A 23,728-nucleotide genomic window follows, 5' to 3' on the forward strand; every position below is an offset into this window, starting at 1 on the left:
GTTATGTATCCAAGGAGAAATTATGTATTGGCTAGCCCATGCCCCAGCTAATATTGCTTTAATTAAATATATGGGAAAAAAGGAGGATAGCCTCAATAGTCCGGATAATCCTTCGCTATCTTATACTCTAAATGAGCTCAAGAGTACTGTGAGGTTAGAAAGATCAAGTTCAAAGAAAGATATTTGGGAGCCACTTATTATACCAGGTGGAATTGAAAACTTTGTTCTTTCTGCAGAGGGTCAAAAAAGATTTCTTGATCATCTTGCGCGCATCAAGGCTCATTTCGGTTATGAAGGTGGTTTTTTGGTGCAATCTTGTAATAATTTTCCTCATAGCAGTGGTATGGCAAGTTCCGCTTCTAGTTTTGCGGCATTAACGCGTTGTGCGGTGATCGCTTTAAGTGAATTAACCAATAAACCAATGCCTCCTGTTGATGAACAAGCACAACTAAGCCGATTAGGCTCGGGTTCTTCCTGCAGATCTTTTTATTCTCCTTGGGCTTTATGGGAGGGTGACGAAGTAAAAGAAATCGATTTGCCTTATAAAGAACTCATTTATCAAGGTGTCATTATCAGTAATAAGAAAAAAGAAGTACCTTCCAGTGAAGCACATCGACGGGTCAAAAGTAGCCCATTTTATGGAGCAAGAAGTCAAAGAGCTAAAGAGAACTTAAAGCTTTTAATCGACTCCTTAACGGTTGAAAACTGGACTCTTGCTTATCAGGTTTGCTGGCGTGAATTTCAAGACATGCATCAATTGTTTAGCTCTTGTGAACAGCCGTTTTCCTATATGACTGAAACAGGTAACACTTTACTGCGGCAGTTAGAGAATTTTTGGGATAAAAAGGGTGATGGGCCTATAGTAACCATGGATGCTGGTCCAAACATTCATTTATTATATCGCACTGACCAAGCAGAATTGGCGCGCGAATTTAAAAGTGATTATTTAGTAGGCAATTACGATGTTCTTTGATTTTGAAACCTCAACATTTGGTAAATGGATTTTAGCAGGCGAGCATGCTGTGGTCAGAGGACATCCTGCGATTGTATTTCCGATAAAAGAAAAAAAATTAACCCTGACGTATACTGCCGCTGGGTCTTCCTTAGGTGCTGATTACACGGGGAGCAGCGGTGCCGACATGCAACTGCTTTTTTGGAGCGTCCTTGAGCATGGCATGCAATTATTAGGGCGTTCTTTAAACCAGCTGGATGGTTATTTTAGCTTACACAGCACAATTCCTGTTGGTGCAGGAATGGGTGCTTCAGCCGCACTTTGCGTGGCGATGAGTCGTTGGTTTTGTGCTCAGAAAATGATAAACCCAAATCAACGCCACGATTTTGCAAAAGAATTAGAGCATCTATTCCATGGTAAAAGCAGTGGTCTTGATGTTGCCGGAGTTGCTACAGAAGGTGGGGTTTATTTTAAATCCGGAACCATTATCCCATTACACCAAAAAATTTATCCTCATTTTTATTTATCATCATGTAAACAAATTGGAATTACATCACATTGTATTCAGCAGGTTCAAAAGTTATGGGATAAAAATCCCATTCTTGCCGAACAAATTGATTCGCAAATGATTCATGCTGTTGAAGAATCAAAAAATGCTTTGGAGCAGGGCGGAGTCAATGCCTTATCTATGTTGGCACAAGCCATTAACAAAGCTGCTGATTGTTTCTACCAGTGGAATCTTGTTAGTGAAAGTTTACAGCAGCACATGAATCGATTGCTTGCAGATGGAGCTTTAGCAGTAAAACCTACCGGTTCTGGAGTAGGAGGTTACGTTTTAAGTCTCTGGGATAAGAAACCGCCTGAATATCTTGAGCTTTTAAGGGCCTGATTGGGAATTCTTAGTCAACAAACTGATAATACACTTCGTTTTCTTTTATCATCCCGAGTTCATAACGTGCATGCTCTTCTAAAGCTTGTTCCCCGCTTTTTAATTCTTTAATGTCGGCTTCAAGTGCCCGATTTCGTGTTGTCAGTTTATTGTTTTCTTGTTCGTGAGCTGCCAGTTTCTTTTCAAGATGGTGCCATTGGATCAAATTGCCATCGCCCAGCCATAGCTTATGTTGTAAAACAACCAAGGAGACTATCAAAATGATAAACAAAGGGCGCATAGGTTTTGATTATTAGAAGATATCCTTAGTTCATTGTAGTACCATTTCACAATCTGTAGCAATATCTGCTTGAGTAATTTTCAATATAATTATTAAAAAATTAAAGTCTATATCTCGTTCTAACAAAGACATTTACTCGCATTCCATACGATGGACCAACCATTTAACGTGGTTTGCCCCATCAATTAAAAATGTTTTCGGAGAATATGTAACTCATCATTTAATTGTTCGATTCTTTCTAATAAATCCAGAGCAAGCGCGACTCCAGCCAGATTTATGCCTAAATCTCGGTGTAAACGGAAAGCCGATTCTATTTTTCGTAAATCTTTCTGATTGAGTTTAAGTTGTTCTGCATTGGTTGTTCTGCTGGAAAATAAACCGTATTCAACCATTTCATGTAGTAAATTTTCAGGAATGCGGTATTTTTGACAAACTTCTTGAAAGGAGACGGTCATTGTTTCTTCAATAAGGACACCTACTATTGTGTTGTCTTTTTTCATGCCTATACTCCCATTTTATCTCGTGGATTAAAAGGCATCGTTTGTGCCATCTTTTTATAAAGTTCCGTTGCTGCTTCGGTGGTCGCAGGTGGGGTAATTATTTTTAAAAGCACATATTGATGTCCTGGCGTTGTGCCGGGTAACCCACGATTCTTTAGCCGTAATTTCTGGCCACCTTGTGAACTAGGAGGAATTTTTAAATCGATTTTTCCCCCGAGAGTAGGGACTTCTATTGTGGCGCCTAACGCAGCTTCCCATGGTGTAACAGGCAAGGTGAGATAAATATCCCCATCCATTAAATCAAAAAAAGAATGTTTTTCAATATGAACCGTTAAATAGATATCACCTGGAGGGCCTCCATGCACCCCGGGAGCACCTTGGCCTGCGATACGGATTTGTTGATTCGGTTTGACCCCCGGGGGTATTTTTACTTTTAATGTTTGCAATGTACCCTGAGAACCTTGTATGGGTATCTGAATGGTCTTAACGGTGCCTTTAAAGGCTTCTTCCAGAGTTATATTAATTTTACCGTGATAATCTTGCCCTGCCATTGGTTGTTTTTGATAACGCGAATGACCAAATAGAGTCTCAAATAAATCTTCATTAAATTGGTTGTTATAAATGTGGTCAGAATCTCCAGGATGCCAGGAAGTTGAGGAACCTTGTTGATGGAAGTCTTTATGCTTACGGAATCTATCATATTCTGCTTTTTTTACCGGATCTTTTAATACTTCATAAGCTTCCCCCATTTCTTTAAAGCGCTCCTCTGCATCGGGTTCTTTGCTTATATCAGGATGATATTTCCGAGCCAACTTCCTATAGGCCATCTTGATGTCTTTTTCAGTGGCATCTTCATTAACGCCCATTATTTTATAATAATCTTTATCCATATTATTTTTACTCAATGATTCAGTTCATTTTTATTTGAGTTCTCGAAATATACTGCAAGAGATTTAATTTTATAATACTTATTTCCCGCATCACGCAATCCTTGAAGTATTTTGAGCCTAAGATATAAATCCGGCAAGCATTCAAATTTATCAGTCCTTGCCCATTGAGATACATGTCTCAAAAGTTTCGTTCCAGGAAATTTTTTCATTCTTTTGTTTCAATTTCTATTAAAGTGATGATAATAAAATAGTATAGCCTGTTGAATATTTATTTGTATATTAATCAGTTAAAGTACATACTATTCGCCTTTGCTTGCAAATTATATTGGAGACTTTTATGCAGAAAAACTTGTCGAATGCCCTTGTTGTTTTTATGTTATTCCTACTGGCCGGTTGTCAGTCGAACCAAGCTACTTCTCATCTATTTAACCCATTTACCCCTTTGACAGGTCAAAGTGCAAATTTGGAGCAAGCAGTACAAGAATCTTTAATGCGCAGTGATGATCCAGGTATTGCTCAGGTTCATGTACAGACAAGGCAAGATGTAGTAATTTTATCCGGATATGTTAAAAAAATTCGTCAAAGTGATGTTGCGGAGCAGATCGCCCGTCAAGTTCCAGGTGTGCGATCTGTTGAAAACCATATAATCATTCGTCCCTAAGCAATAATATTCTCCATTTGTACTATATTTATATAGTAGGTTAAGTATGTCAAATGGAGAATAAAATGGCTGACCTCATTCATAGTGCCTTGCCAAACCCTAGACGTAAAATTATATATATTCACCCCGAAGATTCTGTAAAAAAAAGCGTTGATATGATGACAGAATATGATGTTGGGGCATTGGTTGTGTTGGATAACAACAATCAAATCGTAGGTATAGTGAGTGAACGAGATATAGTACGCTCCTGTTTGCATCGATGCATTAATTTGAAAACAGGGAAAGTATCAGAAGTGATGCATCGGGAAATTACAATTCTTAGTCCTAATGATGCGGTGGAAAAAGCAATGGAAGCAATGACTCTAACCAAGAGAAGGCATGTATTGATTCGTGATGAGAATAATGAATTTGTTGCGATTTTGTCTATAGGTGATTTGCTTTACCATATATTAGAAGATAAAACTCGTGTTATCGAGCAACTGAAAAATTATATTTATACCTATTAAACATTTTTTTAGCTAATATAGTGATATTTTCAATGCACTTAAGACCGATATGAAATCAATCTTCAGATTGTTTTTAATTTTTTTTATTCTCCAAAGCCCCTTAAAAGCCGCTGAGGCTCCTTTCACATGGTATAACAAAACCGGAAACCAACTGGTAATCAACATTGAAATGTTTTTATCGTCTACCTGCCCTCATTGCCAAAAAGCAGACGCATTTTTCCGAGAGGTTGAAGAAAAAAATCCAAATATTCAGGTTCAACGGTATTATATCAATCAAAATAAAGAAGCGCTTGGACGCTTTTATCAATTATTAAATGCTGAGCAAATGCAGGATTTTGCTGTTCCTTCTATTTATATTTGTGATTCACGTTGGGTCGGCTTTAACACTGCTGAAACGACAGGGAAAGATCTATTGAAAGCCATTGATTACTGTAGAAAGCAAATAGAAGATAAAGGCAAATTAAGCAAAGAAACTGTGAATGCTTTAAGGCATTTGGCCAATGCAAACCGATTTATTACAGGATTGGTAGAAAAACCTACAAAATTTAATTTTACAACATCCATCGCCTTGATGGATGCTTTTAGCCCTTGCGCATTCTTTTGTTTTGCAGGTTTTTTAGCTTTTCTTTTAATTGAGTCAAAAAAGAAAAAACAAGTGATTGCAACGCTCTTATTTGTTTTATCTGTGGCAATAGTTCATTACTTTCAACAAGTATATACAAGTACTTTCTTTGAATTACTCACTTGGTTACGTATCCCTGCTGTATTATTAGGTATAATGACCCTTTATTTTGTGATGCAATATTTTAAAAAGCAACCTTCAAGTATTTTATATTATTCCCTGGCATTTTTTATAGGGTTAGTCACAATCACTTATCAGCAAACTTGTGTGATGAACTGGTCTGCTATTTTTGAACAATGGTTAAATGATCAACATTTATCGAGTTGGGAAGCCAATTGGTATCAATTACTTTATCAATTAGTGTATATATTGCCTTTAATTCTATTGTTATTTATTTACTTTTTGTTCATGAGGATAAAGCGCTTTGCTGCCCAGGGAAAAAAATTAACCAATATAGGCTTGTTGTTTTTAATCGCTATTGCCGTAAGTTTAATCGCTTATCCCTACATTTTTTCTTACTTTGGAATATCTTTAGGGGTTATATTCATTTTGCTGGTTTGCGGGTACTTTTTAAAATTGACTTGATCTTATTTTGATGTTTTGGGATTATCATCTCTCTTTGTTTTTCAGGTGATAACATGGGTAAGCCTATTGATATTCCCGTTGTTGTAGAAAGCGGAAAAAAATATAAAACCTCTCATGGCGTAACAGCAATTAAAGATGGGATAAAACCTAATGGACAAACTTATGAACGCCTGCCTAAGCCAAAATGGCTACGTGTAGTAAATCATACTACGCCCGAATATCATCAAGTAAAAGAACAAGTCCAAAAACACCGATTGGCTACTGTATGTGAAGAAGCAAAATGTCCTAATATTTCAGAGTGTTGGTCACATGGTACAGCAACGATAATGTTAATGGGAGCGATATGCACGCGTGCCTGTCGTTTTTGTTCTGTTGATACGGGTAATCCACATGGTTGGCTGGATCAACAGGAACCTGAAAATACAGCAAACACCGTAGCATTAATGAATCTGGATTATGTGGTTTTAACATCGGTTAACCGAGATGATTTAACCGATGGCGGGGCAAATCATTATGCGCAAACCATACGAGCAATTAAACATCGCTCCCCAAAAACTAAAGTTGAAGCCTTAACACCAGATTTCCAAGGTGTAGAAAAAGATATCGCGGTTTTGTTGGATAGTGGTGTTGATGTATTTGCACAAAATGTAGAAACGGTAGAACGTTTGACCCATCCGGTACGTGACAATCGCGCAGGTTATCACCAAACCTTAAATGTACTCGCATTTGCGAAACAATATCGGCCTGATGTACTCACTAAAACAAGTTTGATGTTGGGATTAGGCGAGACGGATGAAGAAATTATACAAACAATGGATGATTTACGTGCGCGTCATGTCGATATTCTTACTTTGGGACAATACTTACAACCCACAAAAAACCATTTACCAATAGCCCGTTATGTAACTCCCGAAACTTTTGCTGAGCTAAGGCAAATAGGATTAAAAAAAGGCTTTTTTGAAGTGGCTTCTGGTCCTTTAGTCCGCTCAAGCTATCGTGCAGATAGGATATTCAAACAAGATAATTTGGGTTTAGGTTAATTCAGTCTATATAATAAGTTGGGTCTGCAGACCCAGCCCGACCCTGCATCACAAGCCAATATTGACTCGTAAATTTTAGAATCAACCCAGTATGGTCCCTCTTTTTTTCATAATTTTTTGTAAGACAAAAGCGAAGAAGTACATGAATATGCCTAATGTCATGGCGCAGAGTCCCAGTACTAAATAATAGTTTTGATAATACGGCAGACTGTCTATGGGTGAGTGAATTGTATTAGGAATAGCAACCCAAGCTGCAATACGTCCTGATATGGCATGGGCCAGAGAACTTGCAAGATACCATACGCCCATAGCAAAAGCGATCGAGTTTTTGTCACAATACAATCCGACCATACTTAAACCTATTGCACTTACCCATAGCTCGGCAATCGATATGAGTATATAGGTTAAAGCAATGTAATTGCCATTAACTATCCCATCATCAGTGAGCGATGCAGCGAATGCCATGACCAGAAGAGCTACCCCCGCCAGTGATGTACCTGCAGCAAATTGATAAGGGATAGTGAAGCGGGGAAAGATTTTATAAAAGCGAGGCAATTGACTGCCTATTGCTAAAATCAATAAAGGATTTAATATTTGGTAATGAGCGGGGGATACAGTAAGACCAAACAAATTATGATCTGAATTATTCTCAGCGAATAAAATCAGTGTGCTGTTCATTTGATTGTAAATAACAAAAAAAACTACCGCTTCAATAATCAATAAAAGGGCGATCATTTGTTTGTCGCGGACAATCCCTCTAAGTGTGAGCGTTTTTCTTAGAAACCAAATTATTCCTATACCACATCCTGATGCAATAATGGTGCTTGCAATATAAACATGAGAATAGGCAAATAAAGTAAGTGAATAAATAATAGCAATATAGGCAATTAAACGACATATTCCTAAATTTGAAAATTTAGATTTATCTTTACCCCAGATGACATTTTCATAAATAGAATATCTCTTGGCAAAATTTAATGCCGCAATGGATTTGCCGATAAAAGTTAATGTAAGGATAGACAGCGGTCCATACCGGCTCTCAAAGAGCAAGGGAGCGATGAGGGTGGCTAATAAAGCGCCTACATTAATTGCAATGTAGTAGTAGGTCATTGCCGATTTTGCTTTGATGGCGTCATCTGAATAGATATGGGACACCATGCTTGAGGAGGTACCCATCAGTAGGGAGTTGGTAGCTGGGATAAATGCATAGGCGGCAATAAAAAAGGTATCTCCCAAGGAACTGACAGTGTACCCGCTAATCATGATGAGTAAGTAAGCAAGAGCTAACAGAATACTTCCAAGAAGTATGGATCTTCTTATTCCCACTACAGTATCGGCCATATACCCGCCAAGCATAGGCATTAAATACCCCATGGCGTGCGCTACCCCTATAAAAGCATAGGCTTTAGCTTGGCTGTAGCCTAAACCTTGAGACCAAACTGGACGAGTTAAAAATAGAACCAAAATGGTATTGAGCGCATAGACAGAAAATTGGCTCCAGAAAGTAATATATATAATGTTATTGGCTTGTTTTTGTCTGAGAGCTAATTCAGGCAAATAATTTTTCACTTCTTGAGAAATCATTTTTTCCCCTCACTACCCAAAGATAATGATCAGATTATCACTTTCTGGCAAGAACGACATCTATTATATGGGTGTCGTGGTAAGGGAATGTGAAAATTTTACTGAAAAGTCGTTTAAGTCTCTGAATTAAAAATATTTTGGGTAACATCCGAATGGATAAGGTATTGAGGAACCAGGTACCTTCAATGCCAAAAAGAGCCAGTTCATCTATAGTGTTCAGTGTTATGGGGATTTCCAGGCGTTCATGTGCAATCACTTCAAATTGATGTTCCTTAAAAGATTGCATCAATTCATTATTGTTTGCTGCAACTGTAGTATTTTTGACTATAGATTTGTAGTAGTGGCCTACAACACTGCTTAAAATTGATCCTTCTGAAATAAACTCCGCTAACCGTTGTTGCGCTACAGGGAATGAATCATAAGTTGTAGTGATTAAAGAAAAATGACCGTTTGCTCGAGTCAGTAATTTAGCCTCATTGAAAAGAACTTTAATAGGAATATAGGCGTTAATAAAATGGGCAAGAATTAAGTCCTGGCTATGAGGAGGTAAGTATTTACTTGCCTGAGCTGCGCTGCCTTCTATAGTAATCAGAGGTAATGTTTCCCGGGCATGTTTTAGCATTTCTGTAGAAACATCAATTCCAGTAAATTCAGCTTGAGGCATAATTTGTTGCAGTTTTTTTAAAAACGCTCCATCACCAACCCCCAAATCAAGAACTTTATAATGGGGTTTCATACCCAAGTAAAAGCGCTTCATTTGTTCCATGGCGATTTGATGACTTTGACTGATCGCGCCAAAACGATTAGCCGTAGCATAATTTCCAGCGATGTCGTTGTACATGACCTTCAAGGACAAGCAATGATTCCTGTTTTTAATAGGGTGTTGGTTAGTATATCCCTAAACGGAGGAAATTTGCGACTGGTGATTAGGTAAAATTATTACTTCTAATTTATTGACTTTTTAATATAAAGTCATTATTAATGGTTTTTTGTATTATTAGTCAAAAACTAATACCATATGGCCTCATTTTTTTATACAATTATGATTTCATCGTGCATTATTTTTGTGACACATTAACTGTATTGAGGTTAATTAGATTCATCTTAAAGGTAGTAATCTATAATTTTTGACCTAAACAGTGCAAAAACAGATAATTTTTCTAGTTGTGTTAATACTCCGTTAATAATCACAGTGTAAAATTAAATTCGTATCACAAATTTTTAATTTGTTTTAGTCGTTTATTGGCTATCAAGAACACCATGGAAGCGGTTCTGTGGAGGAAGGGTAGCTGTTTGTTAGGGAGATTTTTATGTTAATTCTGACTCGCCGTATCGGTGAAACCTTAATTATTGGTGATGATGTCAATATTACCGTGTTAGGTGTAAAAGGTAATCAAGTACGTCTTGGTATTAATGCACCTAAAGATGTATCTGTCCATCGTGAAGAAATTTATTTACGCATCCAGCAAGAAAAACAATCAGACGAATCTGAAGAAGCAGTTTAAATCGATTTCCTCGCAGTTCATCCAGTTCCGAGTACTTAAAAATACTCGGGACGAACCTTTCCTTCCATTCATTTGCTACATTGTCTCATTTTTTTCATGAAGAGATGTATCTCCTGAAGAAAGTAAGTGTCTTAAACCTCTTTCATCTTCTAGTATGAGCTGTCCCCACTGATTAATTCCACAAGCGATTCCTGTAAGTGTATTCAAAGACTGGTTTACTATAATATTTTTTCCAAAAAGATAATCGGATTGATTCCATTCATCCATAAAGTAAGTGAGATCGTGATGGATAAATTTGCTTAAATACTGTTCCAGGTTGAGCATCAACCTTGCAATTAGGATATTGCGATTATAATGTTGTTGCTTTATTTCATATAATGAACACCAAGGTTTATCGGGAAGCGGATTATTTTGAGTGTCTGTATTTACATTGATACCAATGCCGATAATTATTTGTACATGTCCATTCGACTCAGCTAATATTTCAATTAAGCAGCCGCATAGTTTTTTATTGTTCCATAAAATATCATTTGGCCATTTAATTTTAAGGGAAGGGGAGGAAATATCTAATTCACTTAATGTAGACAAGACAGCCAAACTGGTGATTAAACTTAACCCAGATAATTTTGTAAGATCATAATTGAGGTTCCAGCGACTCGAGCAATAAATATTTTCCCCAAAAGGGGAATGCCAGAGTCGGCCAAACCTACCCCTTCCCTGAGTTTGGATTTCCGCACAACAAATATCTACACCACCAGAAGGAGGTAAATCCTTGAGGTAACGGTTGGTTGAATCGACAGAATGAAGCAGATGGAAATGAAATGGGGTGGTGGAATTTTCAAGTTCAATATGATCTTTGATTTGTTGCTCATGTAATAAAATCATTTGATTAGCGAGCTGATATCCTTGGTGTCTTATTCTCTGAATAGGAATTCCGGATTTAATTAATTGATTAATTTGTTTCCATATTGCAGATCGGGTAACACCCAGTTTTGCGCCTAACTCGGAACCACTATGGCAATGACCATCCCCTAGTAGTTTCAATAATGTGCTTTGTGAGGGATTAAAATGCATGACATTCCCTTAAAAAATTAACTGGGAAATTTGTTGTGGATCAATTAATCCGTGTCTAATTTCTCTTACTGTTGGGTGATGACATAAAGCGCCGCTGCAAGCCACTTCTGGCATAAATGAACGCAATTGCCAGGTGATATTATGTAATGGATCATTCACTAGTAGTTTGGTGGGCATGATTATAGGGACGCTAAAGTTTTTGGTGGGATAAGAAAGACCTAATCCACAAGCCTTAATCAATGCTTCTTTTTGGGCCCAAACATGGAAGAAAATGGCTGGCCTAAGAGCTAAAGGAACCTTGATGAATTCATCAAACTCTTGATCTGAAAATAAACTCTTTGCAATTCCCACGTAAGGTCGTGCGGAATATTTTTCTACGTCCACGCCCAAAGGAAAGCCTTTGCCCACGGCAAGTAGCGCCAAATCTTCAGTATGGCTTAAATTAAATTGTAGTTTAGCCCCATTAGTAATCTCAGGCTTTCCATGGGAATTATAAGAAAATTCCAGGTCTTCTGCTGATATATTTAGGTAATTCGATAAGATAATTCGCATAATTGCCCTGGCATTCGCGAAGCGACGTCTGTGTTTGCTGAAATAAAACCGTTCTGCGCGTGCCTGTTCTTCAGAATTAAGGAGTTCGTATGCATTTTTTAGTTCATGCGTCAAAGAAAACTGCCAAAGGTCAATTCGAGCTTCATTTAAGATAAAGTTGTCTGTAGTTAAAGAATTATATCCAGTAATGATCATATGCTTTGTTTGAATCTGGCATCAATTGTCGGTTAAGGTTATCATATACCATGATATTTAATTCACCAAAGAGTATTGAATGAGCCGACAATTTTTGGATTTTGAGCAACCCATCGAAGAGTTGAATCAGAAAATTGAAGCACTTCGCATGATAGGTCATGATAATGAAGTGAATTTAAGTGATGAAATAGCCCGACTTCAAGCAAAATCATCTGAGCTGGCTTCTCAGATTTTTTCAAATCTGGAGCCATGGCAAATCGCCCAAATGGCGAGACATCCGCTTAGACCACAGACTACAGATTATATCGAACGTATTTTTACTGATTTTCAGGAACTACATGGCGATAGGAGCTGTTCTTCTGCCCCTGCAATTATAGGCGGGCTGGCACGATTAAACGGTGAGCCTGTTATGGTTCTTGGGCACCAAAAAGGTAAACGTACTAAAGAGAAGGTATATCGTAATTTTGGAATGGCTCGACCAGAGGAGTATCGGAAAGCATTACGCTTAATGAACATGGCTGAAAAATTTAAATTACCTATATTTACTTTTATCGATACTGCTGGTGCCTATCCTGGAATTGGTGCTGAAGAACGTAACCAATCCGAAGCGATTGCTCGAAATCTTTTCGTGATGTCTAACCTTAAAACACCAATTATCTGTATTGTCACGGGAGAGGCAGGATCGGGAGGGGCATTGGCCATTGGAGTAGGTGATCGCGTGTTGATGCTTCAATTCGGTATTTATTCAGTCATTTCTCCTGAAGGATGTGCTTCTATTCTCTGGAAGGATGCATCTAAAGCAAGTGAAGCTGCTCGTGCAATGAGGATTACGGCAGATAAAATTTTGGAAAATAACTTAATTGATAGGGTCATTCCGGAACCTTTAGGAGGCGCCCATCGGAATGTTGATGAAATGGCTTCACGTCTAAAGGATGTTATGGTTAATGAACTTCGAGATTTAAAGAAGTTGTCCTTAGAAGAGTTAGTCGAAAGCAGATATCAAAAATTCATGGCAATGGGAGCATGTGATTAAACCTTTACTGAGCACTGAATGGGTTTCTCGTCTCACTCAATTCAATCAATTATTTATTGGTTTTAGCGGTGGTCTTGACTCAACAGTGCTTTTGCATGTCCTTGCTTCTTGTCCTGAATTGGTTTCAAAATTGGTGGCAGTCCATATCAATCATGGCATCAGTGCAAATGCTTCCCTTTGGCAAATGCATTGTCAGAACTTCTGTCAGCATTTGAATATTCCTTTTGTCATTCAATCTGTGCAATTTGATCATTCGGCAAATATCGAAGAAAGGGCACGTATTGCCAGGTATGGAGTTTTTTCATCTTTGGTTTCCCCAGAAGATTGTCTCATTCTTGGCCATCATAAAGATGATCAGGCAGAAACTGTCCTTTTACAATTGTTCCGGGGTGCAGGAATAGATGGTTTATCCGCTATGCCTGATTTCGGTTCATTCGAAAGAGGAAAAATAGCGAGACCGTTTTTACACTGCATTCGAGAGCATCTAGAGCACTATGCGGCACTTCATCAGTTAAATTGGATTGAAGATGAAAGCAACCAAGATTTAAATTATTCACGCAATTATTTACGCCAGCAAGTCATCCCCTTATTAAAAAAAAGATGGCCTGGCGTTATAGGTAATATTGCAAGAACGGCGATTCATGCTCAGTGTGCTAAAAGAAATTTAGACCTGTTCGCAATACAAGATGCTTCATTGAAAGAGCCTTCTGAACAATTGATAAATGTTACATTATCCACTGCATCTTTAAAACACCTTAATCGGGATCGTATTTCGAATATCCTACGCGTATGGTTAAAAAACAATAAGGTTCAATTGCCCTCCACTCTTACTTTTGGTCGTTTGATTGACGAAGTAATTTTTGCGGGTTCCGATGCAACGCCTGAAGTAAGTTGGGATAATGTTCACGTAAGACGTTTTCGAGAGCATCTCTATATAGAAAAAAAGATGATTCATCACGTACCTTCCTTTCTTGAGTGGTCTTCATTTCCTGAGCCTTTAATGGTGCACCAAAATAAAAGTTACTTAATTGCAAAAAAAAGCGGTGAGGGCTTAGTAGTTTCCCCTAATACAAAAATCTCTGTTCGCTTTAGACAAGGTGGCGAATGTATTATTTGGCATGGACAAACCAAAAGATTGAAAAAATTATTCCAGGAATGGAGTATTCCCCCTTGGTTAAGAGATCAAATACCCTTGATTTATTTTAATGACACACTCGCAGCTGTAGTAGGTTATGCAATGAGTGATTTATTTTTTAGAAAAAAAAGCATTGATGCGTGGGTTATTACTCAATCAGAATAATAATTTGCTTCAGCTTGTTTGATTCCAAACAGAAAAAATTGTTTTTATTTTAATTAATTTAGTTTATATTAATTTAAATAAAGCAATTTAAAAACATATTGTTCACATCATGAAAAGCGATTCGGACATTAAGGAACTTTTAGCCAAAAGTCTTAATCCTGGCAATATTCCTGCCAAACTCATGGCTTATTATTTTTATTTAAAAGAACTCAAACGTATTAAAAAACACAGAAAAAATTTTTTTGCTTTCGCCACGACAAGTGATGAACTCGATCAGTTAGCCGAGCTCATCGAGAAGATGATAATCTATGCTGATAAAGATCTGCGTTTTCAACTGGCTGTCTCTAAATGGGATGGTAGTGAGTTTCTAAACCACTGGTCTTTCTTAGAGTTTCAATTTAAGGCGGGTACAACCGATACACCGTCTGCTTTAGATATTTTGATCTGCGACCCATTAGGATTTAATCAATCATTGGTTTTAGCTAATTTCATCAGCAGCAAATTGGAATTAGGATATTTAAGTAAATTATGTACTTTAAAAGTTTTTATCCCTACCGATACGTTACAAATTAAAGGACGTGTCTGTGCTTATTTTGTAACCGATAATATTTCCATGTTGTCCAATCAAGATGATTACTGTTCTGTATATGATTATATGACGACGCATCCCCAGGAAGAAAAAAAGCGAGAGGCGGTTACAATCCTCAATAAATTTCGTGATGCTTTTGCTGGTTGTTACTTAGAAGATGAGCTTGATGCGATTTACAATTTTGAAGTCGTCATTGGAGCATTCCCGGTAAGACTTTTACGCAGCAAACATTCTGTACCTGATTTAGAAAAGGAGGTCCGAGATTCTGAGGACCTAAGGAATGTCATTGTGAATAGAAAAGGGGAGAGTGCCTGGGCCTCAATTAATAAAAATTTATTTTTTGTTTTAGATCGGGAGGGATTACAAGAAAAAAGAAATTTTCGGGTGAATAAAAAAATGGAGAAATTAGAAGAAAGTGCAAAAGAGGCATCTTCATCATTAAGTTCTTTGGAAGATGCCGAAGTAATCCGTGAAGGAATTCAAAGACATTTGTTATCCGGCCTTGAAGAAATGATTCTGCAATCAATTCAAGCTGCCGGAGCTACTTATACGCATTAACACTCAGGTAAATTTACAGCCAAACCACCCATGGATGTTTCTTTATAAATACTTTGCATGTCCATTCCTGTTTGTTTCATGGTTTTAATGACTTTATCCAAAGAAATTTGGTGTTGCCCGTCGCCAATAAGGGCCATTCGCGTTGCATTGACTGCTTTGACCGCACCCATAGCGTTGCGTTCAATACAAGGTATTTGTACCAGCCCTAAGACAGGATCGCAAGTCATTCCCAAATGGTGTTCCATTGCTATTTCAGCGGCATTTTCTACTTGGGCTACAGTGCCCCCGAGAACGGCAGTCAGACCTGCTGCCGCCATTGAAGAAGCAACACCAACCTCACCTTGGCATCCTACTTCAGCTCCTGAAATAGAAGCCCCTTTTTTATAAAGTATCCCTATAGCGGCGGCAGTGAGAAAATAGGTGTAAATATCTTCATTGCTCATTTTGTCATGGGCGTGCTGACAATATTTAAGTACTGCAGGAATGATGCCCGCTGCCCCATTAGTAGGAGCGGTAACTATTCTACCCCCAGCAGCATTTTCTTCATTTACGGCCATTGCATAAAGATTCAACCAATTCATGATATCCGATTGTTCAAAAATGCTTTTTACTCCTTTCTCATTCATTAATTTTTTATATAAATCAGGAGCGCGTCTTTTTAAATTAAGTCCTCCAGGTAAAATCCCATCATGCTTACATCCATTTGTAATACACTCATCCATCACTTTGGCGATGGATAGAATCCCTGAATGAATTTCATCTGTACTACGCCAAGCTTGTTCGTTGATAAGCATTAATTGCGCAATTGTCAGTTTATTGTTTTCACAAAGGTCAAGGAGTTGCGCTGCGGTGACAAAAGGATAGGGAGGAGGGTTGGAGTCTTCTGTAGTTTTAGAAAATTCTTCTTCTGTTGTAATAAAACCACCACCAATGGAATAATACACTTGTGAAATTAATTGATTATTTTCATTTCCAAAAGCAGTAAAACGCATTCCATTAGAGTGCTTGGGTAAAAGTTCTTTTTGTAAAAAAAGGAAGTCAGTTGATTCATTAAAGGAGATATTTTTTTTGCCTGCTAAATTCAATGTATGCGTACTAAGAATTTCATGCATTCGAGGTACCATAGATTCAGGAGCTACAGTCACGGGGGCTTTATTTTCCAAACCATTTAATATAGCTTTATCGGTTCCATGACCTTTCCCGGTTAGAGCCAATGAACCGTAAAGTTCCGTTTTTACTCGTTGAACCTGATCGAAAAGTTGCTTTTCTTCAAGCAATTTCAAAAAAGCATTTGCTGCCAGCATCGGGCCTACTGTATGAGAGCTTGATGGGCCAATTCCAATGGAAAATAAATCAAATACACTGATGTTCATTTGTTAGTCTCTTTTTACAATTGATGCAAGTGTAGAGCGATAATTTTTATTTGTCTATTTTTATTATAGTGAACTATTTGGCTCCCTGATTGTTTCTATTACTTCTCGGATTACTAGGAATAAGGATTAGGAAATTCCTTAATTGATTGGCCTTGATAATATAATTACAATAAATAGTACTTAAATGCTGGTAATTTCATAGGAATTTAGGCAGAATTATGTTGCATTTTAGTTAGAATGCAATATCTTTTACATCAGGATTAGAAAGATATGCACAATAGAAAGATTACAAGGGGATTCTTTATGAAGATGAAATTGGTCAATGCGGCCATTTTAGGGCTGGCAATGTCTACTGCAATGGCTGCTACCGATGCTACATCGCTTGTTACGGATAAGGATAAATTATCTTACAGTATTGGTGCTGATTTAGGAAAAAACTTCAAAACTCAAGGTATTGATATCAATCCGGACGCATTAGCTAAGGGAATGCAAGATGGAATGTCTGGTGCCCAATTGATTTTGACTGAACAACAAATGAAAGATGTTCTCAATAAATTCCAGAAAGATTTGATGGCTAAGCGTAGCGCTGAGTTTAATAAAAAAGCTGAAGAAAACAAATCTAAAGGCGATTCATTCTTATCATCAAACAAAAGCAAATCTGGTGTTGTCGTATTACCAAGCGGTTTGCAATATAAAGTGATTGAAGCAGGTACAGGAAATAAGCCCAGTAAGACAGATACTGTTACTGTAGAATACACCGGTACATTAATTGATGGTACTGTATTTGACAGCACAGAAAAAACGGGGAAACCAGCTACATTCCAAGTATCACAAGTTATTCCTGGCTGGACTGAAGCATTACAATTAATGCCTGCTGGTTCTACTTGGGAAATCTATGTCCCTTCAGACTTAGCTTACGGTCCACGTAGTGTAGGTGGTCCAATAGGTCCAAATGAAACTTTAATATTTAAAATTCATTTGATCTCTGTGAAAAAAGCTTCTGCATAATTGATTAAGGAGGAAATTTTTCCTCCTTATCTTGCCTCATGTATAAAGACAATAATTTGTTTTCCTTGAGAGGGCAATCTCCTCCCTTCAGAGATCTATAAAAATGAACAAGCGTCTATTTATAGTTTTCATTTTAGGTTTTTCTTCTGGTTTACCCATGGCATTAGTCAGCAGTACGCTCCAGGCATGGTTTGCATCCAGCGGAATGTCAGTTTTTGTAACAGGGGCATTAAGTTTAATTAGTTTACCTTATGCTTATCGAATATTCTGGGGTCCAATATTAGATCGATATTCCCTTTTCGGAATTGGTAAAAGAAGAAGTTGGATCATAAGTATGCAATTTCTACTGCTACTTGGATTTAATCTGATGGCCTGGTTTACTCCAGAGCAATATCCAAAATTAATGGCTTCTTTGGCTTTAATTTTGGCTTGTTTTTCTGCGACCCAAGATATAGCCATTGATGCACACAGAGCGGAATATTTGTCAACCAATGAACATGCTTTAGGCGCATCTTTAGCTGTGTTAGGTTACCGCATGGCACTATTACTATCTGGTGGCTTGGCTTTGGTGATGGCGCAAAAAGCAGGGTGGTCATTTACCTACCGGTTTATGGGTCTCGCGATGATTGCTGGAATGTTTGCTGTTATTTTCAGCAAAGAGCCAAGTGTTACTACGCAAGAAAAAAATAATTTTGCTGTTTCTTTTTTAGCACCCATCAAAGAATTAATACTTCGTCCAGGAATAATCCCCCTGTTACTTTTTATCTTTTGTTATAAATTAGGGGAGGCATTTACTACCACAACAAGTGGTATCGTGATGCCTTTCTTGATTCAAGGTCTTGGATTTTCTTTAGAAACAATAGGCTATATCAATAAAATATTAGGCGTGGGTTCCATTTTAATTGGCGGCTTGTGTGCCGGATTTTTATTAATACGCTTTTCTTTGTATCGTGCCTTACTTATCTTTGGATTATTGCAAGCACTAACCAATGTGTTATTTGTCGCTTTAGCAATGATAGGGAAGAGTGTTCCTTTATTGGCAATTTCTGTATTTTTGGATAATTTTGCAGCTGGTATGGGTTCTACTGCATTAGTCGCTTTGTTTATGCGGTTGGTTGATAAAAAATATACAGGAACTCAATTCTCAATGTTTGTGGCTTTATCTACAATACCTCGTATATTTTCAGGCCCAGTAGCAGCGAGCATCCAAGCAGCAATTGGATGGGTGGGTTTATACCAACTCTCTATTTTACTTGCTTTAACATTTATTCCATTTCTAATTTGGATTAAAGAGCAAACCAGAGAAAATCGGCAAGAATTGGAAGTTGAAAAAGAAGTTGAATTAAATCCTGTACCCTAATAAAGCTTACATATATTTCTTATTTAGCTTGATCACAACACCACTTACTCCTATGAGCAATAATCCAATAATAATTAGAGTAATTGGCCATCCAACAGTGTGTGGAAAATGCTGGCTGGAATAATATAAAATGAAGCATAGGGTACCTAAGCTTGCATTGACAAGAAGAACACGGCTGCTTTCAATAATGGCAAGAAAAATCAACCCACAAGCCAATACCAAATAGAGCAACTCATAAGGCTCGTTCCTCACAATAGCGAAAGTGTCTAACAGCAAGGCTAGAGAAGAGATAAAGAAAAGTAATCCGGCAATACTTTTAAATTTTGAATGGTTTATGAATGAACTGACTGCAAGTAAGGAGCTACTCAGAACAAACCATTTTAAACGTTCAGGTACTCCCAGCAATTCGAAAGCAGCCAGGAAAAACGAATAAAGGAATATTATGGTAATAAAAGCCAATACGGTTTGTCTGGTAAGGATAAAAGCAATAACATGTTGCAGAAATAAAATGAAACTGACAATGAGGACTCCCCAAGTGGGCATAAGAATGGAGGTATATTGAGACAAAAGAGTCAATAAACCACTAGCTTCTAATACCGCGGCGACAAGAAATAAGGGCGTTGTTATTTGGTATTGCTTTTCCCGATAATAAAGGCCTAGAAGAAATATTAAAAATCCGAAACCTAAATTCAAAACGATTCGGCTGTTTGCCGTTGTATAACCAAAAAGAATCCATCCAAATATCAGCGTACTGATTGCAAGAATAATGGGGCTATCCGCTTCAATGGCGATGCGTTGATGGGTGAGATAAATCATAACAATAATTAAAACCCACCCAATGGGTAGCATTAAATGATATTCCTGTAATAAGATAATGAGTCCTGTGGGCTCTAAAAAGAGAGCAATTAAAAACAAAGGAGCCGCAGCCTTTTGGTAGTTAGGATATTTCAAGCATAAAAAAGCTAAGACAAAGGATGAAAATCCAAAGCCTAAGGTTAAGGTAACTCGTTCATAAAGATTAAAATCTTGCCATTTCATAATGATTAAAGCGCATATACCTGCAAAGATGAGAATACCTCCCAAATAGCTATACAATCGATTCATCCAACTGGAGTCCGCATGAGTATTTTGAGGCTGATCCGCTTTCAACTCCAATAAAACCTCTCTGATATCGATGTGATGCGTTTTGACAAGTTCAACAATTTTTTTTAATGCTTCTTCCTTAGTCATGGTTTAACCCAACCAATAAATTGTACGTTACTTGAGTTGAAATAGCGGCCACTGCCTAGGTTGGATAATTTGACACAGGTCGAGTTTTTTTTAAGACAAATACCACTATCCCGATAATTACTGCCTAGAAAAAGATCCGATAATAATCCCGTATTTAAATTATCGTTGTCTGTATATAAAATGTATCCGTCGGGAGATTCAAGTGATGTATCCAGAGTATATTGTTTGGTTGAGAGCACCACTTCTTCTTTAAAACTTGAATTGTTATTTAAATTCGGGAATGGCAAAGAAAGTTCATGCACCTTTTGTGTTTTTGCATCAAAAAAATAAAGTTTTTTTATTCCCCAATAATTGTTTTGTAATTTAGAATATTGCGCCACCAGCTTGCCATTTTTGACAGTAAGATTGACCTGTACTGGATAGGAAGAGTAGGAGGATTCTAAAACAGAAAATACAAGACTGTAATGTGGGGGTTCTGTTCTAAAAAAAGGAATGTTTGATACAACAAAAACGAGAATGAGGAGAATGGGTAATGATAGTCCGGCCAGCAAAGTCAAATGACTTTTTATCCACTGAGTCGACATCTTAATTCCTTAATTTTCGCAAAATGCGTATGCTTTTATAAGTATAGACAATCTTAATCCACAATTGGACAAACAGGATAAAAGATATCCGACGTCAGCACAATGAGGCAGTATCTTTCCATCATTTTCTAGAAATGATTGATCTCCTATTAAAATGATGGCTTTATTGATTAGACGGAATCGAAGGTCTTATTGAAAACACTGCTTTCCTCTTTCAAATTAATTTCTTTTTTAAAGAAGTTATTCCTTCCTACAATTCCTAAGTATTTAGCGATACATTGTTCATTTAGATCTTTACCATACCGTCTTTGCGTCTTTAATAGGGATTTGGCAACCGGTACATTAGGTTTAATGGCGTCCTCTAACTGAGCTGGAATAGACAATAATTCATCATCTATATATTGGGAGGCTGATTTTGTAACGTCTGTCGCACCCACTATTTTTTCTTCATAAACATGAAAAGCGGGTGGAATCGATTCCGATTCCATTAAGATACACTCATCATCAAGATATGATGATGATTTAGAAGAATCCGATTGCTCATATTCGGAAAGTTTCATTGTGATACTATTTTTTTCTTTTATTTCATTGAACGGTTGAATAGAGGAAAAATCATTAATATTTAATAAATCTTCTACTAGATAGATTTTAGGTACATTGGCGCAATAACTCACATATCTTTTCAAGGTTCCTCCGCTTGCCCTGTATAATGCTTTTATAACCGCCAGCGTTTCTTCATCTGTTGGCATATAGTGTCCGCTATTATTGGTTATTTCGACCAATTTTCCCTGATCAAATGTGAGAGAACCAGTTGCAAAAACTTTTTTACCGTTGGCAAGGTAAGAATGGTGTAGTGTGCGATCGCAAAGTAGAAAAGGTTCATCTTCGCAAAGTAAAGCAAAGTTGTAACTCCCATCTAGTAGACTTGCTTCGGCATTCCTGAACAAATGATTATTTGAACATGTAACATGGTATTGTAGTTGACGTTCCCTAGAGAGGTATTCTTGTTCTGGATCATCAGCTGGTAACACCCTCATTGCTTTTCTTTCAATTTTAAATTTTTCTTTCAATGAAATTTTTCTAAAAAGAAATTGGCCATAGTATTCAATTGCTTCGGGATAGTAATTTTTAGTCATATTATTAGTATTGTGCGTATAAAATAATCATATTACACAGTTAACATTAACTAAACCTTAAATTCGTTATTCTTTGTTTTCAATAGCAATTTTAATTAAATATCGATTTATCTGAATTATTATTATTCTCTAGAGAAAAATAAACGGTCATATTAGAAGCCGAGTGTATTTACGTTATATATCTGTAATAAGACAGTGCCAAGAAGAGTTCAGGGAGTCCTGCAAAATATCTCAATGGTACCTAGGGTGGGACTCGAACCCACACGGTGTCACCACCACTGGATTTTGAATCCAGCGCGTCTACCAATTCCGCCACCCAGGCATTTGAGCGGCCATTATAACAAAGAAATAAATTCTCACAATGGGTTTTAATGTATTATTATTTAAAAAAAGTGAATTATTTTAAGAGGGGTTTTATGAGTAAACGTCATTTTTATATGTTAGTTCTTTCTCTTATTCCATTCATTAAGGTAGGGCATGCAACGAATTGTCCTGATCCTCAAACAACTTCTTTAAAATGGGGTGTTCCACCAGCTCCCTGGATAGTAAACCCTTATTCACCGAATCGGCCGCAAGGGGATATCAATACACATTTTGTTCGAGCTAATATTTTAGTCGCTGGTTATGGACAGGGTGTAGTTTGTACCTACAGAAACTCTGCTGGTGAGTATTCCATTTGGTGGCAAGTTCTCACTAAAATTCCCTCACGCCTTGATTATAATTGGATAGATACTTTAGGAGGATTTATGTGTACTCAGGGAATAGAGCAATGTCAGTTTTATACCGCATGAGAACTGGTACATAGCGAATCTTTATCTAAAATTAAAGTATGGATCTTTAATTAAGGAGTTATTGATCATGGATTGGAACACCTTAGCCAGCCAGAGTCCGAAAATTATGGCTGTCATGGAAGCAATAAAGAATGATCCTGCTTTTCTCAATGAGTTAAAAGAAGATCCTCAGCAAGCATTAAGTAAAATTGGCGTGCAATTAAATGAAGAGGAAATGGCTATTGTACAAAAGCTGGGAGAACTCAATGAGCTTAAAGCGGATGCTTTAGGACTTTTTGCAAAAATTAAAAGTGTGTTTGGCTTTAAAGAAAACAATTAATCTCCGACAAAACTGTATCATTTATATAAACTCTGTTGAAAATTTATGATTTGAATAATTTAGTCTATATTATTAATGTCATTTACGAAAAGGGAGTTTTAAATGAAAAATGATAATTTAGCTTCTAAATGGACAATTAATCTTATAGCCATTCTATTTTTACTGGGTACCCCATTAGCTGGAGCATATGCAGCATGTTGCTCTGGACATGGCGGGGTAGCATCTTGTAATAAAACAACTGGTTTTAAGATGTGTAAGGATGGTACTGCATCACCAACATGTACTTGTAAGATAGAAAAGGTTAAAAAAACTACAACCAAGTCAACAGTCACTCCAGCTAGTGAATCCACAACAACGACTAAAAAATCTAAAAGTGGTTGGTGGGGCGGAAAAACGACTACGACTACACCAAGCAAAACCATTAAAAGCACGACAACTAAAACGACAAGCGCTAAAGGATGTTGTTCAAAACATGGTGGTGTGGCTCAGTGCGATAAATCCACAGGACATCTAAAGTGTAAAGATGGTTCTCAATCACCCACTTGTGGTTGTCAATAAAATGAATTGGGTGATTTGAAATGTGTGGCCTGGGTGCAGCACCCAGGCTTAATG

General features: G+C 37.3%; 26 protein-coding genes and 1 tRNA gene. 15 read left to right on the plus strand and 12 right to left on the minus strand.

Annotation, left to right across the window (positions count from 1 at the left end; genetic code table 11):
• Nucleotides 1–22 precede the first annotated feature (22 nt).
• Both BU07_RS0107745 and BU07_RS0107750 read left to right on the plus strand, forming a co-directional pair.
• On the plus strand, nucleotides 23–973 hold the full coding sequence (locus BU07_RS0107745; protein WP_031564900.1) for a diphosphomevalonate/mevalonate 3,5-bisphosphate decarboxylase family protein: 951 nt from the start codon (nucleotides 23–25) through the stop codon (nucleotides 971–973).
• Complete coding sequence (locus BU07_RS0107750; RefSeq protein WP_031564902.1) at nucleotides 963–1,841, plus strand: mevalonate kinase family protein; 879 nt, start codon at nucleotides 963–965, stop codon at nucleotides 1,839–1,841. Before BU07_RS0107745 ends, BU07_RS0107750 begins: the two co-directional genes overlap by 11 nt.
• Before the next feature lie 10 nt (nucleotides 1,842–1,851).
• Here the strand turns inward: BU07_RS0107750 and ftsB are convergent, their stop codons facing one another.
• From ftsB to BU07_RS0107770, 3 genes are all read right to left on the minus strand, one after another.
• Complete coding sequence (gene ftsB / locus BU07_RS0107755) at nucleotides 1,852–2,121, minus strand: cell division protein FtsB (protein WP_031564904.1); 270 nt, start codon at nucleotides 2,119–2,121, stop codon at nucleotides 1,852–1,854.
• Between the two features lie 185 nt (nucleotides 2,122–2,306).
• Nucleotides 2,307–2,621 carry a chaperone modulator CbpM gene (locus tag BU07_RS0107765; RefSeq protein ID WP_031564906.1) on the minus strand — a complete coding sequence of 105 codons (315 nt, stop codon included), beginning with the start codon at nucleotides 2,619–2,621 and terminating at the stop codon, nucleotides 2,307–2,309.
• A 2-nt stretch (nucleotides 2,622–2,623) separates the two neighbouring features.
• A complete protein-coding gene (locus BU07_RS0107770; protein ID WP_031564908.1) occupies nucleotides 2,624–3,511 on the minus strand; it encodes a DnaJ C-terminal domain-containing protein in 888 nt (295 codons plus the stop codon).
• A 337-nt stretch (nucleotides 3,512–3,848) separates the two neighbouring features.
• Between BU07_RS0107770 and BU07_RS0107780 the strand changes: the two genes are divergently transcribed.
• The 4 genes from BU07_RS0107780 (at nucleotide 3,849) to lipA (ending at nucleotide 6,925) form a co-directional block, all read left to right on the plus strand.
• The gene (locus BU07_RS0107780; RefSeq protein ID WP_031564912.1) at nucleotides 3,849–4,172 is read left to right on the plus strand and encodes a BON domain-containing protein; all 324 of its coding nucleotides are present in this window, start codon (nucleotides 3,849–3,851) and stop codon (nucleotides 4,170–4,172) included.
• Nucleotides 4,173–4,237: 65 nt separating this feature from the next.
• Complete coding sequence (locus tag BU07_RS0107785; RefSeq protein WP_031564914.1) at nucleotides 4,238–4,678, plus strand: CBS domain-containing protein; 441 nt, start codon at nucleotides 4,238–4,240, stop codon at nucleotides 4,676–4,678.
• Nucleotides 4,679–4,847: 169 nt separating this feature from the next.
• Nucleotides 4,848–5,885, plus strand: a complete 1,038-nt coding sequence (locus tag BU07_RS0107790) for a glutaredoxin family protein (RefSeq protein WP_242601848.1) — start codon at nucleotides 4,848–4,850, stop codon at nucleotides 5,883–5,885.
• Nucleotides 5,886–5,938: 53 nt separating this feature from the next.
• Nucleotides 5,939–6,925, plus strand: coding sequence for a lipoyl synthase (gene lipA, locus BU07_RS0107795; RefSeq protein ID WP_031564917.1), 987 nt, complete (start codon nucleotides 5,939–5,941; stop codon nucleotides 6,923–6,925).
• 81 nt (nucleotides 6,926–7,006) lie between these two features.
• On the opposite strand, the gene BU07_RS0107800 is transcribed toward lipA, so the two are convergent.
• Together BU07_RS0107800 and BU07_RS0107805 are read right to left on the minus strand one after the other, a co-directional pair.
• Entirely contained in the window at nucleotides 7,007–8,509 is a 1,503-nt protein-coding gene (locus BU07_RS0107800) for a peptide MFS transporter (RefSeq protein ID WP_031564920.1), read from the minus strand.
• 37 nt (nucleotides 8,510–8,546) lie between these two features.
• Entirely contained in the window at nucleotides 8,547–9,365 is an 819-nt protein-coding gene (locus BU07_RS0107805) for a class I SAM-dependent methyltransferase (protein WP_031564921.1), read from the minus strand.
• A gap of 454 nt (nucleotides 9,366–9,819) precedes the next feature.
• On the opposite strand from BU07_RS0107805, the gene csrA reads away from it, so the two are divergent.
• Nucleotides 9,820–10,014 carry a carbon storage regulator CsrA gene (csrA, locus tag BU07_RS0107810; protein ID WP_010654169.1) on the plus strand — a complete coding sequence of 65 codons (195 nt, stop codon included), beginning with the start codon at nucleotides 9,820–9,822 and terminating at the stop codon, nucleotides 10,012–10,014.
• Between the two features lie 75 nt (nucleotides 10,015–10,089).
• On the opposite strand, the gene BU07_RS0107815 is transcribed toward csrA, so the two are convergent.
• Both BU07_RS0107815 and BU07_RS0107820 read right to left on the minus strand, forming a co-directional pair.
• The gene (locus BU07_RS0107815; RefSeq protein ID WP_031564922.1) at nucleotides 10,090–11,088 is read right to left on the minus strand and encodes a biotin--[acetyl-CoA-carboxylase] ligase; all 999 of its coding nucleotides are present in this window, start codon (nucleotides 11,086–11,088) and stop codon (nucleotides 10,090–10,092) included.
• A gap of 9 nt (nucleotides 11,089–11,097) precedes the next feature.
• Nucleotides 11,098–11,835 carry a 4'-phosphopantetheinyl transferase family protein gene (locus tag BU07_RS0107820; RefSeq protein WP_031564924.1) on the minus strand — a complete coding sequence of 246 codons (738 nt, stop codon included), beginning with the start codon at nucleotides 11,833–11,835 and terminating at the stop codon, nucleotides 11,098–11,100.
• A gap of 79 nt (nucleotides 11,836–11,914) precedes the next feature.
• Between BU07_RS0107820 and BU07_RS0107825 the strand changes: the two genes are divergently transcribed.
• From BU07_RS0107825 to BU07_RS0107835, 3 genes are all read left to right on the plus strand, one after another.
• Nucleotides 11,915–12,868, plus strand: a complete 954-nt coding sequence (locus BU07_RS0107825; protein ID WP_031564925.1) for an acetyl-CoA carboxylase carboxyltransferase subunit alpha — start codon at nucleotides 11,915–11,917, stop codon at nucleotides 12,866–12,868.
• Complete coding sequence (tilS, locus tag BU07_RS0107830) at nucleotides 12,861–14,168, plus strand: tRNA lysidine(34) synthetase TilS (RefSeq protein ID WP_031564926.1); 1,308 nt, start codon at nucleotides 12,861–12,863, stop codon at nucleotides 14,166–14,168. Before BU07_RS0107825 ends, tilS begins: the two co-directional genes overlap by 8 nt.
• 109 nt (nucleotides 14,169–14,277) lie before the next feature.
• Nucleotides 14,278–15,315 carry a hypothetical protein gene (locus BU07_RS0107835; RefSeq protein ID WP_051635509.1) on the plus strand — a complete coding sequence of 346 codons (1,038 nt, stop codon included), beginning with the start codon at nucleotides 14,278–14,280 and terminating at the stop codon, nucleotides 15,313–15,315.
• Here BU07_RS0107835 and BU07_RS0107840 read toward each other — a convergent pair.
• A complete protein-coding gene (locus BU07_RS0107840; RefSeq protein WP_031564928.1) occupies nucleotides 15,312–16,688 on the minus strand; it encodes an L-serine ammonia-lyase in 1,377 nt (458 codons plus the stop codon). The genes BU07_RS0107835 and BU07_RS0107840 overlap by 4 nt on opposite strands.
• A 303-nt stretch (nucleotides 16,689–16,991) precedes the next feature.
• Here BU07_RS0107840 and bamJ point away from each other — a divergent pair, with 303 nt between their 5' ends.
• Nucleotides 16,992–17,696: a BamJ family beta-barrel-assembly machinery protein gene (bamJ, locus tag BU07_RS0107845; RefSeq protein WP_031564932.1), complete on the plus strand. Its 705-nt coding sequence runs from the start codon at nucleotides 16,992–16,994 to the stop codon at nucleotides 17,694–17,696.
• 103 nt (nucleotides 17,697–17,799) lie between these two features.
• Nucleotides 17,800–19,056, plus strand: coding sequence for an AmpG family muropeptide MFS transporter (locus tag BU07_RS0107850; RefSeq protein WP_031564934.1), 1,257 nt, complete (start codon nucleotides 17,800–17,802; stop codon nucleotides 19,054–19,056).
• A gap of 6 nt (nucleotides 19,057–19,062) precedes the next feature.
• Here the strand turns inward: BU07_RS0107850 and BU07_RS0107855 are convergent, their stop codons facing one another.
• From BU07_RS0107855 to BU07_RS0107870, 4 genes are all read right to left on the minus strand, one after another.
• Nucleotides 19,063–20,286: a hypothetical protein gene (locus tag BU07_RS0107855; protein ID WP_031564936.1), complete on the minus strand. Its 1,224-nt coding sequence runs from the start codon at nucleotides 20,284–20,286 to the stop codon at nucleotides 19,063–19,065.
• On the minus strand, nucleotides 20,283–20,870 hold the full coding sequence (locus BU07_RS0107860) for a hypothetical protein (RefSeq protein WP_031564937.1): 588 nt from the start codon (nucleotides 20,868–20,870) through the stop codon (nucleotides 20,283–20,285). The genes BU07_RS0107855 and BU07_RS0107860 overlap by 4 nt, the downstream gene beginning before the upstream one ends.
• Nucleotides 20,871–21,040: 170 nt before the next feature.
• On the minus strand, nucleotides 21,041–21,940 hold the full coding sequence (locus BU07_RS0107865) for a hypothetical protein (RefSeq protein WP_133134434.1): 900 nt from the start codon (nucleotides 21,938–21,940) through the stop codon (nucleotides 21,041–21,043).
• Nucleotides 21,941–22,241: 301 nt separating this feature from the next.
• Nucleotides 22,242–22,328 (minus strand) — tRNA-Leu (locus BU07_RS0107870).
• A gap of 94 nt (nucleotides 22,329–22,422) precedes the next feature.
• On the opposite strand from BU07_RS0107870, the gene BU07_RS0107875 reads away from it, so the two are divergent.
• The 3 genes from BU07_RS0107875 (at nucleotide 22,423) to BU07_RS0107885 (ending at nucleotide 23,674) form a co-directional block, all read left to right on the plus strand.
• On the plus strand, nucleotides 22,423–22,797 hold the full coding sequence (locus BU07_RS0107875; RefSeq protein WP_031564941.1) for a DUF3757 domain-containing protein: 375 nt from the start codon (nucleotides 22,423–22,425) through the stop codon (nucleotides 22,795–22,797).
• A 67-nt stretch (nucleotides 22,798–22,864) separates the two neighbouring features.
• Nucleotides 22,865–23,116, plus strand: coding sequence for a hypothetical protein (locus BU07_RS0107880; protein ID WP_031564943.1), 252 nt, complete (start codon nucleotides 22,865–22,867; stop codon nucleotides 23,114–23,116).
• Nucleotides 23,117–23,218: 102 nt separating this feature from the next.
• Nucleotides 23,219–23,674, plus strand: coding sequence for a hypothetical protein (locus tag BU07_RS0107885; RefSeq protein WP_031564945.1), 456 nt, complete (start codon nucleotides 23,219–23,221; stop codon nucleotides 23,672–23,674).
• Nucleotides 23,675–23,728 lie beyond the last annotated feature (54 nt).

The sequence above is a fragment of the Legionella wadsworthii DSM 21896 = ATCC 33877 genome (assembly GCF_000701265.1).
In the GTDB taxonomy this organism is placed as follows: domain Bacteria; phylum Pseudomonadota; class Gammaproteobacteria; order Legionellales; family Legionellaceae; genus Legionella; species Legionella wadsworthii.